Consider the following 12,447-nt stretch of genomic DNA (forward strand, 5'->3'; position numbering starts at 1 on the left):
GGCGCGTGCGCGGCATCGACAGGATGCGATGCCCGGCCGGCGAGAACATATAATTGTCGCATAGATACCACGGACTTCCTGGATGCCTAATCTGTCCCCCTCCCCTGCGCTGTACTTCAGCGTGCTGTTCGTCGTCGGCGTGCTCGCCATGGTCGCGACCAAGCTCTGGCTCGCCTCGCGCCAGATCCGCTTCGTGGCCGCCCACCGCGGCGCGGTGCCCGCGCAGTTCACCGCCACCATTCCGCTCGCCGCGCACCAGCGCGCCGCCGACTACACGGTCGCGCGCACGCGCCTCGGCATGATCGAGATCGTGCTCGGCGCCGTGGTGCTGATCGCGCTCACGCTGCTCGGCGGCGTGCAGGCGCTCGATCTCGGCATTTCGGGCGCGATCGGGCGCGAATATGTGGGCCAGATCGCGCTGGTCGGGGCCGTGCTCGCCATTTCCGGCCTGGTCGAGCTGCCGCTCGACTACTACCGCCAGTTCGTGGTCGAGGAGCGCTTCGGCTTCAATCGCATGACGAGGCGCATCTTCATCATGGACCGCATCAAGGGGCTCCTGATCGGCGCCGCGTTCGGCATTCCGCTGCTCTTCGTCGTGCTCTGGCTCATGAAGCAGGCGGGCAGCCTCTGGTGGCTCTGGACGTGGGCCGTCTGGGTCGCCTTCCAGATGCTCGTGCTGGTGCTCTACCCCACCTTCATCGCGCCGCTCTTCAACAAGTTCGAACCGCTGCGCGATGAGGCGCTGCGCTCGCGCATCGAGGCGCTCATGCAGCGCTGCGGCTTTGCAGCCAAGGGCCTGTTCGTGATGGACGGCAGCCGCCGCTCCGCGCACGGCAACGCCTATTTCACGGGTTTTGGCGCGTCCAAGCGCATCGTCTTCTTCGACACGCTGCTCGCGCGCCTCTCCGGCAGCGAGATCGAGGCCGTGCTCGCGCACGAACTCGGCCACTTCAAGCGCCGTCACGTGATCAAGCGCATGGTCGTCACGTTCGCGATCAGCCTCGCGCTGCTCGCCCTGCTCGGCTGGCTCTCGCAGCGCGTCTGGTTCTACGAGGGTCTCGGCGTGCGGCCGTCGCTGCTCGGCGGCAACGAAGGGCTCGCGCTCGTGCTGTTCTTCCTCGCCGTGCCCGTGTTCCTGTTCTTCGTCACGCCGCTTGGCAGCCTCTCCTCGCGCAAGCACGAGTTCGAGGCCGACGCCTTCGCCGCCACGCAAACCGACGCGCAGCATCTCGTCAACGCGCTCGTGAAGCTCTACGAGGACAACGCGTCGACGCTCACGCCCGACCCGCTCTATACCGCGTTCTACTACTCGCATCCGCCGGCTTCGCAGCGGATCGACCGACTGCTCGCGCACGCATGAACCGGCGCGCAACCAAAGCCGCCGGCAACGCAAAAGCTGCAGGCGCCACGCTGCACGGCGTGGTGATCGCCGCCCACGGGCGCCACTATCTGGTCGCGCCCGACGGCGGCGGCGCGCACCTGCAATGCTTCCCGCGCGGCAAGAAGAGCGAGGTCGCGGTGGGCGACCGCGTCGAGTATCAGTCGACTTCCGCCGACCAGGGCGTGATCGTCGCGATCGGCGAGCGGCGCAACCTGCTCTATCGCTCCGACCAGTTCAAGTCGAAGCTCTTCGCGGCAAACCTCGACCAGCTGCTGATCGTGCTCGCCACCGAGCCGCACTTCAGCGAGGACCTGCTCGGGCGCGCGCTCGTGGCCGCTGAGGCCAACGACCTCAAGCCGCTCATCGTGCTCAACAAGATCGACGTCGAAGCCGCGCTGCCGCTCGCGCGCCAGCGCCTCGAGCGCTATCGCGCGCTGGGCTATACGGTGCTGGAGGTGTCGGTGAAAGGCCGCCCCGTGGAGGCGCACGCGACGCTGGCCGAGCATCTGCACGGCCATCAGACGATCCTGCTCGGCCAGTCGGGCATGGGCAAGTCGACGCTCGTGAACCTGCTGATTCCCGACGCCGAAGCGGCCACGCGCGAGATTTCGACGGCACTCAACAGCGGCCGCCACACCACGACGTTCACGCGGCTCTACACGCTGCCCGAGGGCGGCGCGCTGATCGACTCGCCGGGCTTCCAGGAGTTCGGCCTCTATCACCTCACCGAAGGCAAGCTGGAGCGCGCGTTCCCCGAGTTCCGGCCGCTGCTCGCGCACTGCCGCTTCTACAACTGCCATCACCTGCACGAGCCGGGCTGCGCAATTCTGGAGGCCGTCGACGACGGCCGCATCGCGCCCGAGCGCCAGGCGCTGTACGCGCAGCTCATCCACGAGATCAGCCAGGTCGTGCGCTGACGCGCCGCCTGCCCGCAAACGCCTATGCTCAAGCTCGTGCGCGCGCCGAATCTGCTGATCGCCCAGCACTGGATGAACATCCTGGCGACGGCGGGCGTGCCCTGCGAGCTGCACAACCGCTACCTGAGCGGCGCGATGGGCGAGATTCCGGCCGAGCAGTGCGCGCCCGAACTCTGGCTCGTCGACGAACGCGACGAAAAGCTCGCCCGGCGGCTGATCGACGAAGCGGTGAGCGGCCCGCCGCCGGGCTCACCGACGTGGCGCTGCGCGCGCTGCGGCGAGGTGCTCGAAGCGCAGTTCACCGTGTGCTGGAATTGCGGACGCGATCGCGACGTGCGCGACGAGTGACGTCAGGTGCTGACCCAAACGGAAATGGGCCGCTGGAAGCGGCCCATTTGCATTTTTACGACTCAGCGCTGCGCTGCGGCGCTCAGAGCCAGACGGCGATCGTCAGCATGAGCAGCAGGATCATCCACAGGATCACGGCGCGCCACACGAGGCCCACGGCCGATTGCAGCGTGCGCGGCGTGCAGTCGTCGCCCACCGTGTACGGACCGCCCTCGCCCGGCTGCGCGAGCACATCGACGCTGGACTGCTCGGCGAGCGGGCCAGAAAGCCGCGCGCCCAGCGCGCCGCTGCCGGTGGCGAGCAGCACGCCTTCGTTGGTGTCGGGCCACTGGTTCGTGTGGTTGCGCCAGGAGTAGATCGCGTCCTCGAAGTTGCCGACGATCGCAAAGCCCAGCGACGTAAGCCGCGCCGGCACCCAGTCGATCACGAAAAACACATGCTGCGCGAAGTTCGAGAACGCCTCGGTGCGGTCTTCGGCCGGACGCGCCCACTCGCGCGCGAGGTATTCGGCGATGCGGTACAGCACGGCGCCCGCGGGCCCGATCGGCACGAGAAACCAGAAGAACACGCCGAACACGTGCCGGTGCGAGGCGATCACCGCGTGAATCAGCGTGTGGCGCACGATCTCGCTCACGGGCATGTCCACGGCGTCGATGCCGGTCCATTCATGGAGGATTTCACGCGCGCGCGGCACGTCGTCGTTGTTCAGCGCGAGATGGATGTCGGTGAAATAGTGGCTGAACTGGCGGAAGCCGAGCGTGAAGTACACGACCACCACGTTCCACAGGAACGCCAGCACGAAGCTGATGTGGTACAGCACGTAGTAGACGAGCGCGGTGGCGAGCGTCCACGGCAGCACGACCACGAGCCACGCGATGAGGCCATGCTTCTGCTTGCCGGCGTCGAAGCCGTGAGCGGCCCACTCCGCATTGAGGCGCACGAGCGCCATGACCGGATTATTGGGCGACAGCGCCCGCACCTGTTCGATGACGAGAGCCAGCAATACGGAAAAGAAGGTCATGCGACGCGCCGTGCAGATCGGGTTGCGAAAGGGGTTTTATGAAAGTGTTGCAACGATATCACAGGGCCAGATGTGCCTGACCATCGCCGGCAATTCGGGCGGCAAACTCGCAACAGTGCACGGCGGTGCTTGCACGCGCCGCCAGACGTGTTACGCGAGCAGGAAACGGTAGAAGTTGCGCAGCATGCCCGCCGTCGCCCCCCAGATGAAGTGCGAGGACCCGACGCCGGAAGCGATTATGGGTTCGGGCACGTTGAGGTCCGGCGAATGGCGGTCCGGATACGGCATCGCATAGAAGCGCCGCTCGCCGCCTTCCCAGCGGAACACGCGCACCTGGTGATGCACCGGGTTCATGAGAAAGCTGAGCGGCACCTCGAAGATGCTCGCTACTTCGAGCGAGTCCGCCGCGAGACTGAACGGCTCGTGCACGAGACCGACCACGGGCGTGACCCTGAATCCGGTACCAGTGAGGTAATCAGGCAATGCGCCGAGCACCTCGACACGCGCGGGGTCGAGGTTCACTTCCTCGTGCGCCTCGCGCAGCGCGGCGGCGATGGGCGTGGGGTCGGAAGGTTCGCGGCTGCCACCGGGAAAGCTCACCTGGCCCGCGTGATTGCTGAGGTTGTCGGCGCGCTGGGTGAGCAGCACGGTCAGGCCGCCCGGGCGCATGGCGATGGGCATCAGCACGGCGGCCTCGCGCGGATCGCGCATCTCGAACAGACGGGCTTCCTGAGGTTCGGGGTCCCACGGCAGGCGCTGCTCGAAGCGCGTGCGCAAGCCGGCGGCGGTCAGGCGCTCCGCGGCGACCTGCGGAAGGCTTGCGCCCGTCGATTCGATCGGCAGGCTTTCGGGTTCAAATGCTGGGCGGATCAACGGGCGTCTCGGATGACACGTACACGAGATTATTTTGCGGCCAAAAAGAAAAAAGCACCCCCGAGGGTGCTTCTTTCTTACAGCTTTTACGCCTGGTCGGCCGGAGCAGCTGCGCGGTCTTTCGACACCAGCTTTTCCTTGATACGTGCCTTCTTGCCCGACAGGTTGCGCAGGTAGTACAGCTTCGCGCGACGCACGTCGCCGCGACGCTTCACCACGATGCTGGCCAGCAGCGGCGAGTACGTCTGGAACGTACGCTCGACGCCTTCGCCCGACGAGATCTTGCGCACGATGAACGACGAGTTCAGGCCGCGGTTACGCTTCGCGATCACGACGCCTTCGTATGCCTGAACGCGCTTGCGGTTACCTTCAACCACGTTCACGTTGACGATCACCGTATCGCCGGGGGCGAATTCGGGGATGGTCTTCTCGCCCAGCACGCGCTGGATTTCTTCCTGCTCGAGTTTTTCAATCAGATTCATGGATTGACTCCGTATGCCATCTTGTCGGCGTTCGTACCTGTGCAGGGTTGCCTGCACTACGGCCCCGATAGAGGATGGATTCACAACTGGCGCCGTTCACGCATGAAGCGGCACCGCCTTTTGCGCCCCTTGTCGCGCACGCCCGAAGCCTTACGCTTCGTCCGCGCCCTTCGCGAGACTAGCGAGCCACGCCTCGTCGGCCCGGCTCAACATCTTGTTCTTTCTGGCCCGCGCGATCAGATCGGGCCGCTTGTTCCACGTGTTGCGCAACGCCTCGCGGCGGCGCCATAGCTCGATTTCCGCATGATGGCCGCCAAGCAGCACATCGGGCACGCGCACGCCGTCGTATTCCTCGGGGCGCGTGTAATGCGGGCAGTCGAGCAAACCGTCGACGAAGCTGTCCTGCACCGCCGAAAGTGCGTCACCCAGCACGCCCGGCAGATTGCGCACCACGGCGTCCATCAAGGCCATCGCGGGCAATTCGCCCCCCGAGAGCACGAAGTCGCCGAGGCTCACTTCTTCGTCCACGCAGCGGTCGACGAGACGCTGGTCGATCGCTTCATAGCGGCCGCACAACATCACGAGGCCCGGCTCCTGCGCGAACTGCATGACGCGTTCGTGCGTGAGCGGCTTGCCTTGCGGCGACATCAGCAGCACACGCGGGGCGCTCACGCCGGCTTGCGCCTGCGCGACCCTCGCCGCGTCGATCGCCGCTTCGAGCGGCCTGGCCAGCATGACCATGCCGGGGCCGCCGCCGTAGGGGCGGTCGTCGATCGTGCGGTAGTTGTCGGTCGTGAAATCACGCGGATTCCACGTGCGCAACGTGTAACGCTGCTGCTTCGCCGCCCGGCTGGTAATGCCCCAGTCGGTCAGCGCGCGGAACATCTCGGGAAAGAGCGTGACGACATCGAACTGCATCGCTCTCTCCGTTCAGCGAAATTGAATCAGGGCGCGCGGCGGGGTTGCCACAGCACAGCGTTGCCGCGGCGCCTAGTAGTCGGCTTCCCAGTCGACGACGATACGCTTCGCCGCCAGGTCCACCGTCTTCACGAACACGCCCACGAACGGGATCAGGCGCTCGCCGGTGGCCGGCTTGCCATCCTTGTCTGTGGACGCATACGTGACACGCAACACCGATTGCGCGCCATTGTCGATCAGGTCGGCAACCTTGCCGAGCTCGACACCCGCCTCATTGGCGACATCGAGACCGATCAGGTCGACCCAGTAATATTCATCGGCTGCGGGCGCCGGGAATTCGGCCCGGCTCACGTACACGCGCGCGCCGCGCAACAGCAGCGCGGCATCGCGGTCGTCCAGGCCCGAAAGCTGGCCAACGACGCTGTCACCATGAACCTTGGCGCTCACGCGCACCGCGGAATGACGCTCGCGATGGGCCTGACCCTCGCGGCCCTTGAGGAGCCACCAGCGCCTGGCGGAAAGCAGCGCGCGGCCGTCCTGCGCGTGCGGCGCGATCTTCAGCCAGCCCTTGAGGCCATAGGCGTCGATCACGGCACCGACTTCAACGGCGTCGGCCGGCCAGCTCGCTTCGGTTTCGGCGCGCAGACTCTCGCCTGCGGGCGCAGCTTTCGCGGCGCTCTCGCGTGCAGGCTTGCGCACGAACGCGCCAAACGACGGCGCGCCGCGGGCGGCAGCCTTGCCGGCGCCGCCGGTCGCAACTTCGGGCGCCCCGCTTTCCGACGCGTCGTTCGCCTCTACGGCAGATTTGGCGTCATGCGCGGACATCGGCACCCCTTGCGACCAGCTTGATATTGCATACGCGGATCATGCAGCGCGTACGCGGGCAAAACACGGACAACAGACTGAAAAGACGCTTAATGACTTAAGCAGCCGGCGCAGCGGCGGCGGTCTTTTGCGCTTCCTTCACGAGGCGCTCGACGGCCGGCGACATTTGCGCGCCGTTTTCCTTCCAGTACGTCACGCGATCTTGAGCGATACGCAGCGTTTCACCCTTGGTAGCGACCGGGTTGTAGAAGCCCACGCGCTCGATGAAACGGCCGTCGCGACGGTTGCGCGAGTCGGTTGCGACGATGTTGTAGAACGGGCGCTTCTTCGAGCCGCCGCGTGCCAGACGGATGATGACCATACTAAAATCCTTGAAAACCGGGGGTTCGGGACTACTGAAACATGCGATTATAGCCCGAAACCGGAGGCATAACAAACACTTAACGGGAAATTGCGCGCCGGCGCGCAGAAAGCGGCAAGACACAGCGGTCAAACTGCGGCCCATGCCCACGACGGGCGGGCCCTGGAGCGAATTGTGGCGACTTTCAGACGACTCGTGCAATGGCCGCGTCGCGGTGGCGGCCGCGGCATGGGTAACGGCTCGCTTTTCCCAGTGTCTCGCGAGACGGCCAGACGCCTGGCAGCGGCATGGCTCGTCCTTGCCGCCGCCCTGCTCGCGGCACCGCTCGCTCACGCGGCGCTTCCGATCGACCGCATCAAGCTGCCACCGGGCTTCCACATCGAGGTGCTGTCCGCCGACGTGCCCGGCGCACGCGAAATGACGCTGTCGGGCAACGGCACCCTCCTGTATGTGGGGAGTATGGGCGGTGACGTCTACGCACTCGAACTCAGGGACGGCAAGGCCATCAAGCGCCATATCGTGGCCTCGGGACTGACGATGCCGGTGGGCGTGGCCTGGCGCAACGGCGAACTGTATGTCTCGGCGGTGTCGTCGATCGTCCGGCTCGACGACATCGACCGCCATCTCGACGATCCGCCCAAAGCCGTCGTCGTCACGGATTCGCTGCCCACCGAGCACCACCACGGCTGGAAGTTCATCGCCTTCGGCCCCGACGGCAAGCTCTACGTGCCGCAAGGCGCGCCGTGCAACGTCTGCCTGCCGGCCAGCGACCCGCGGCGCGTGCACTTCGCGATGATCGGGCGCATGGACCCCGACGGCTCGCACTACGAGACCATCGCCCGCGGCGTGCGCAACACGGTCGGCTTCGCGTGGCATCCGCAGACGCACGAACTCTGGTTCACCGACAACGGCCGCGACATGCTCGGCGACGACATCCCCGACGACAAACTCAACCGCCTCGCGCACGTGGGCGAGGACTTCGGCTTTCCCTATTGTCACGGCGGCAATGTCGCCGACCCCGAGTTCGGCGCAGGCCATCCGTGCAGCGCTTTCACGCCCCCGGTCCTCAAACTCGGCGCGCATGTGGCGTCGCTCGGCATGCGCTTCTACACCGGTTCGATGTTCCCGGCCGACTATAAGAACAGCATTTTCATCGCCGAGCACGGCTCGTGGAACCGCAGCAAGAAGGTCGGCTATCGCGTGGTGCGCGTGAGCGCCAACCCCGACGGCACCAACGCGCACCAGGAAGTGTTCGCGCAGGGCTGGCTCAATTCCGACGAGACCCAATGGGGCCGCCCCGCCGACGTGCTGCCGCTGCCTGACGGATCGCTCCTCGTCAGCGACGACTACGCGGGCGCGATTTATCGCGTGACCTACGCCAAACCGTGACGCGACGGCCACGTTGAAGCTGCAGGCACGGTGCCGGGCATAAGCGTGCGCTTGTGTTGCAAGCGCGGCGTGCGGCATACAATGCCCGGCGGCCCGTGTGCGTTCGACGTGATGCGCCCATGACGGCCGAACGTCCACGTTTCGCCCGAGCCCATGCCCAACGACAAGAACCCCGCACGCTTTCGCTCCAAGACGCTCACCGCCGCCCTCGCCTTCCTGTTTGGCAGCCTCGGCGCACACCGCTTCTATCTGTACGGCCCACGCGACGTGTGGGGCTGGGCGCATTTGCTCGGCACGCTCATCGGCATTCCGGGCGTGATGCTGCTCGTCGCCACCGAACGCACCTCGATTCCCGGCTGGGTGCTCGCCGTGATCGGCGCGGTGTCGGTCATCTCGGCGTTTCTGGCGGCGATCGTCTACGGGCTGCGCCCCGACGCCAAATGGGACGCGCAGTTCAACGCCGCGTTCGTGGAGCAAGGCCGCACGAGCCGCTCGGGCTGGACGGTGATCTTCGTCGTGATCTTCTCGCTGCTGATCGGCGCGTTCCTGCTGATGACGGGACTCGCGCTCTCGTTTCAAACGTACTTCGAGTCGCAGGTCGAGGCCGCGAAGGCGATCTCGCAGTAAATCGCTCAGTATCGGCTCAGAACAGGTCGAGCTGCGGCTTCTCGCGCACGGTCTTCGACTGCACGAACGCCGACATGTCCAGAATGCCGTGACGCCGCTCGTTGAGCCCGAGGCGCCGCACGGCATTGTGAAAGCGCTGCTTGAGCAGGTCGGCCCACAGCCCCGTGCCCTTCATGCGCTGCGAAAATGCCGACTCGTAGTCCTTGCCGCCGCGCATATCGCGCACGCGGCTCATCACGCGCTCCGCACGCTGCGGGAAGTGCGCCGCCAGCCAGTCCTGGAACAGCGGCGCGACCTCCCATGGCAGGCGCAGCACGATGTAGCTTGCGCTTGTCGCACCGGCCTCGGCGCAGGCTTCTAGCACGCGCTCCATGTCGGGCTCGGTCACGAACGGGATTACGGGTGCGATGCTCACGCCCACCGGCACACCGGCTTCGGCTAGCGTGCGGATGGTGCGCAGCCGCCGCGCGGGTGTCGCCGCACGCGGTTCGAGCGTGCGGGCGATATCGGCGTCGAGCGTGGTGATCGTGATCGCCGCCATGAACTGCTGGCGCGCGGCCATCGGCGCGAGCAGGTCGAGATCGCGCTCGATCAGCGAGGATTTCGTGATGGCCGCGAACGGATGCTGCCGCTCGGCCAGCACTTCTACCACGCGGCGCGTGATGCGCAGGTCGCGCTCCACCGGTTGCCAGGCATCGGTATTCACGCCCAGCGCGATCGGCTCGGGCTCGTACGACGGCTTGGCGATTTCCCGCGCGAGCAACTCCGCCGCATTGACCTTCGCGTAGATCCGGCTCTCGAAATCGAGCCCCGGCGAGAGGCCGAGATAGCTGTGCGTGGGCCGCGCGAAGCAATAGATGCAGCCGTGCTCGCAGCCGCGGTACGGATTGAGCGAGACGTTGAACGGAATGTCCGGCGACTGGTTGCGCGTGAGAATGCTTTTCGCGCGCTCTTCGAAGACTTCGGTGCGCAGCCTGGGCTCGCCGGTTTCATCGCCATCGCCCTCCCCGCCGACACCCGTCTGCTGCCAGCCGTCGTCGAACGCTTCGCGCTGGTCGACTTCGTAGCGCCCTTGCAGGTTCGTGACCGCCCCGCGCCCCTTGCGCGCCGTGGGCGGCGCAACGGGATACCAGGCGTCGGGATCGGGGTGATGGGAGTCGGTCACGGCTGGAGCGAAATAGACAAGAAAACGCGGATCGATACTGTATAAATATACAGTATCGATCCGCGTTGTCGAGTCCTAAAAACGGGGCGCTTTCAGCCGCCACACTGGCTCGGGTCATTCCCCCACGGCGATGGTCAGCGTCTCCTTGATCTCTTCCATCACCACGTAGCTCTTCGACTGCACGGCGCCCGGCAGTTGCAGCAGGATGTCGCCGAGCAGCTTGCGGTAGTCCGCCATTTCGCCAATGCGCGCCTTGATGAGATAGTCGAAGTCGCCCGAGACGAGATGGCATTCGAGCACCTCCGGGATCTTCTGCACCTCGCGGCGGAACTGGTCGAACATGTTGCCGCTCTTGTGGTCGAGCGTGATCTCCACGAACACGAGCAGCGCCGCACCCAGCACCGTGGGATTCACGCGTGCGAAGTAGCCCGTGATCACGCCGTCGCGCTCCATGCGCTTGACCCGCTCGATGCACGGCGTGACCGAGAGCCCGACCTGCTCCGCGAGGTCCTTCATGGCCATGCGGCCGTCCTCCTGGAGCAGCTTCAGGATGCGGTGATCGAGCCGGTCGAGCGCGCGGACCGGTTGGCGCTGCGTTCTCATGATTTCTTCCCGAAAATCTGAAAAATACGATAACAAAACCTGGACGTACAACAATAGCATAGCTACAAATACTGGCTACACCCGAAATTTCATGCCTTCTTCCCTATCGGTGCCAAAACACGGCTTCCAGGGTCCCGGCAACGCGGCGTAGCTCAACGAATCTATCTGGAGCAGCTATGCGAGTCGTCGTGTTGGGCAGTGGTGTGGTCGGTGTGGCCAGCGCCTGGTATCTCGCCCGCGCGGGCCACGAAGTCACGGTGATCGACCGCGAGGCCGGTCCCGCGCTCGAAACCAGTTTTGCCAACGCCGGCCAGATCTCGCCGGGCTACGCCGCGCCGTGGGCCGCGCCGGGCGTCCCGCTCAAGGCGATCAAGTGGATGTTCGAGAAGCACGCGCCGCTCGCCATTCGTCTGGACGGCACCAAATTCCAGCTGCAATGGATGTGGCAGATGCTGCAGAACTGCACGGCCGAGCGCTACGCGCTCAACAAGGGCCGCATGGTGCGCCTCGCCGAATACAGCCGCGACTGCCTGCAGGCGCTGCGCGCCGACACGGGCATTCAGTATGAAGGCCGCACGGGCGGCACGCTTCAGGTGTTCCGCACGCAGCAGCAGTTCGAAGGCGCAGCGAAGGACATCGCCGTGCTCGAAGACGCGAACGTTCCGTACGAACTGCTCACCGCCGCCGAACTCGGCCGCGCCGAACCCGCGCTCGCCGCGGTCTCGGGCAAGCTCACGGGCGGCCTGCGTCTGCCCGGCGACGAAACCGGCGACTGCCAGATGTTCACCACGCGACTCGCCGCCATGGCCGAACAACTGGGTGTGAAATTCCGCTACAACACGCCGATCGACGGCCTCGCCATGCAGGGCGACCGTATCGCGGGCGTGCAATGCGGCAGCGAGCTGGTGCGCGCCGATTCGTTCGTTGTCGCACTCGGCTCGTTCTCGACGAAGATGCTCGCGGGCCTCGTGAAGATTCCGGTCTATCCGCTCAAGGGCTATTCGATCACGGCGCCGATCGTGAATGCGAGTGCCGCGCCGGTTTCGACCGTGCTCGACGAAACCTACAAGATCGCGATCACGCGTTTTGACGACCGCATCCGCGTGGGCGGCATGGCCGAGATTGTCGGCTTCGACAAGACGCTCAAGCAAGCGCGCCGCGAAACGCTCGAAATGTGCGTGAACGACCTGTTCCCGGGCGGCGGCGACACGACGAAGGCCACCTTCTGGACCGGCCTGCGCCCGATGACGCCGGACGGCACGCCGGTCGTCGGCCGCACGCCGATCTCGAACCTGTTCCTGAACACGGGGCACGGCACGCTCGGCTGGACGATGTCGTGCGGCTCGGGCCAGTTGCTCGCCGACCTGATCTCGGGCAAGCAGCCCGCCATCCGCGCCGACGATCTTTCGGTGCACCGCTATCTCGGCGACACGCAAGGCTCGCATCGCCCGGCTTATGCCTGAAGCCAGTCACGCAGCATGAACGAACACGGCGCCTCCTGGGCGCCGTGTTTCATTTCTCGCTTTCAATAGCACGG

At 65.8% G+C, this 12,447-nt stretch carries 14 protein-coding genes; 6 read left to right on the forward strand and 8 right to left on the reverse strand.

What is annotated here, in order from left to right; all coding sequences use genetic code 11:
• Positions 1-82 precede the first annotated feature (82 nt).
• Genes AB4Y35_RS16280 through AB4Y35_RS16290 form a run of 3 tightly spaced genes read left to right on the forward strand, consistent with a single transcriptional unit; the run spans position 83 to position 2,646 of the window.
• Complete coding sequence (locus AB4Y35_RS16280) at positions 83-1,360, forward strand: M48 family metallopeptidase (RefSeq protein ID WP_368705078.1); 1,278 nt, start codon at positions 83-85, stop codon at positions 1,358-1,360.
• On the forward strand, positions 1,357-2,298 hold the full coding sequence (gene rsgA / locus AB4Y35_RS16285; RefSeq protein ID WP_368705079.1) for a ribosome small subunit-dependent GTPase A: 942 nt from the start codon (positions 1,357-1,359) through the stop codon (positions 2,296-2,298). The genes AB4Y35_RS16280 and rsgA overlap by 4 nt, the downstream gene beginning before the upstream one ends.
• A gap of 24 nt (positions 2,299-2,322) precedes the next feature.
• Entirely contained in the window at positions 2,323-2,646 is a 324-nt protein-coding gene (locus AB4Y35_RS16290) for a DUF2007 domain-containing protein (protein WP_321912620.1), read from the forward strand.
• 82 nt (positions 2,647-2,728) lie between these two features.
• Here AB4Y35_RS16290 and AB4Y35_RS16295 read toward each other — a convergent pair whose 3' ends face one another.
• The 6 genes from AB4Y35_RS16295 to rpsP form a co-directional block, all read right to left on the reverse strand.
• On the reverse strand, positions 2,729-3,667 hold the full coding sequence (locus AB4Y35_RS16295) for a CobD/CbiB family protein (RefSeq protein ID WP_028206739.1): 939 nt from the start codon (positions 3,665-3,667) through the stop codon (positions 2,729-2,731).
• Positions 3,668-3,817: 150 nt separating this feature from the next.
• The gene (locus AB4Y35_RS16300; protein ID WP_368705080.1) at positions 3,818-4,540 is read right to left on the reverse strand and encodes a CoA pyrophosphatase; all 723 of its coding nucleotides are present in this window, start codon (positions 4,538-4,540) and stop codon (positions 3,818-3,820) included.
• Between the two features lie 86 nt (positions 4,541-4,626).
• A complete protein-coding gene (gene rplS / locus AB4Y35_RS16305) occupies positions 4,627-5,022 on the reverse strand; it encodes a 50S ribosomal protein L19 (RefSeq protein ID WP_028206741.1) in 396 nt (131 codons plus the stop codon).
• Between the two features lie 150 nt (positions 5,023-5,172).
• A complete protein-coding gene (gene trmD, locus AB4Y35_RS16310; RefSeq protein ID WP_368705081.1) occupies positions 5,173-5,940 on the reverse strand; it encodes a tRNA (guanosine(37)-N1)-methyltransferase TrmD in 768 nt (255 codons plus the stop codon).
• Positions 5,941-6,012: 72 nt separating this feature from the next.
• A complete protein-coding gene (gene rimM / locus AB4Y35_RS16315; protein ID WP_368705082.1) occupies positions 6,013-6,765 on the reverse strand; it encodes a ribosome maturation factor RimM in 753 nt (250 codons plus the stop codon).
• 97 nt (positions 6,766-6,862) lie between these two features.
• The gene (gene rpsP, locus AB4Y35_RS16320; RefSeq protein WP_028206744.1) at positions 6,863-7,126 is read right to left on the reverse strand and encodes a 30S ribosomal protein S16; all 264 of its coding nucleotides are present in this window, start codon (positions 7,124-7,126) and stop codon (positions 6,863-6,865) included.
• Between the two features lie 174 nt (positions 7,127-7,300).
• On the opposite strand from rpsP, the gene AB4Y35_RS16325 reads away from it, so the two are divergent.
• Positions 7,301-8,515, forward strand: a complete 1,215-nt coding sequence (locus AB4Y35_RS16325; RefSeq protein WP_368705083.1) for a sorbosone dehydrogenase family protein — start codon at positions 7,301-7,303, stop codon at positions 8,513-8,515.
• A 153-nt stretch (positions 8,516-8,668) separates the two neighbouring features.
• On the forward strand, positions 8,669-9,142 hold the full coding sequence (locus AB4Y35_RS16330; RefSeq protein ID WP_368705084.1) for an NINE protein: 474 nt from the start codon (positions 8,669-8,671) through the stop codon (positions 9,140-9,142).
• A gap of 16 nt (positions 9,143-9,158) precedes the next feature.
• Here AB4Y35_RS16330 and AB4Y35_RS16335 read toward each other — a convergent pair whose 3' ends face one another.
• Positions 9,159-10,307, reverse strand: a complete 1,149-nt coding sequence (locus tag AB4Y35_RS16335) for a PA0069 family radical SAM protein (RefSeq protein WP_368705085.1) — start codon at positions 10,305-10,307, stop codon at positions 9,159-9,161.
• Between the two features lie 114 nt (positions 10,308-10,421).
• Positions 10,422-10,910 carry an Lrp/AsnC ligand binding domain-containing protein gene (locus AB4Y35_RS16340; RefSeq protein WP_028206748.1) on the reverse strand — a complete coding sequence of 163 codons (489 nt, stop codon included), beginning with the start codon at positions 10,908-10,910 and terminating at the stop codon, positions 10,422-10,424.
• Between the two features lie 176 nt (positions 10,911-11,086).
• On the opposite strand from AB4Y35_RS16340, the gene AB4Y35_RS16345 reads away from it, so the two are divergent.
• A complete protein-coding gene (locus AB4Y35_RS16345) occupies positions 11,087-12,373 on the forward strand; it encodes a D-amino acid dehydrogenase (RefSeq protein WP_368705086.1) in 1,287 nt (428 codons plus the stop codon).
• Positions 12,374-12,447 lie beyond the last annotated feature (74 nt).

Source organism: Paraburkholderia sp. EG286A (assembly GCF_040965375.1).
GTDB lineage: Bacteria > Pseudomonadota > Gammaproteobacteria > Burkholderiales > Burkholderiaceae > Paraburkholderia.

What these genes read in the sequence shown, in the direction of transcription:
- rpsP (WP_028206744.1), bottom strand. Translation starts at nt 7,126, where the DNA reads ATGGTCATCATCCGTCTGGCACGCGGCGGCTCGAAGAAGCGCCCGTTC.
- rplS (WP_028206741.1), bottom strand. Translation starts at nt 5,022, where the DNA reads ATGAATCTGATTGAAAAACTCGAGCAGGAAGAAATCCAGCGCGTGCTG.
- AB4Y35_RS16340 (WP_028206748.1), bottom strand. Translation starts at nt 10,910, where the DNA reads ATGAGAACGCAGCGCCAACCGGTCCGCGCGCTCGACCGGCTCGATCAC.
- rimM (WP_368705082.1), bottom strand. Translation starts at nt 6,765, where the DNA reads ATGTCCGCGCATGACGCCAAATCTGCCGTAGAGGCGAACGACGCGTCG.
- AB4Y35_RS16280 (WP_368705078.1), top strand. Translation starts at nt 83, where the DNA reads ATGCCTAATCTGTCCCCCTCCCCTGCGCTGTACTTCAGCGTGCTGTTC.
- AB4Y35_RS16295 (WP_028206739.1), bottom strand. Translation starts at nt 3,667, where the DNA reads ATGACCTTCTTTTCCGTATTGCTGGCTCTCGTCATCGAACAGGTGCGG.
- AB4Y35_RS16290 (WP_321912620.1), top strand. Translation starts at nt 2,323, where the DNA reads ATGCTCAAGCTCGTGCGCGCGCCGAATCTGCTGATCGCCCAGCACTGG.
- AB4Y35_RS16330 (WP_368705084.1), top strand. Translation starts at nt 8,669, where the DNA reads ATGCCCAACGACAAGAACCCCGCACGCTTTCGCTCCAAGACGCTCACC.
- AB4Y35_RS16345 (WP_368705086.1), top strand. Translation starts at nt 11,087, where the DNA reads ATGCGAGTCGTCGTGTTGGGCAGTGGTGTGGTCGGTGTGGCCAGCGCC.
- trmD (WP_368705081.1), bottom strand. Translation starts at nt 5,940, where the DNA reads ATGCAGTTCGATGTCGTCACGCTCTTTCCCGAGATGTTCCGCGCGCTG.
- rsgA (WP_368705079.1), top strand. Translation starts at nt 1,357, where the DNA reads ATGAACCGGCGCGCAACCAAAGCCGCCGGCAACGCAAAAGCTGCAGGC.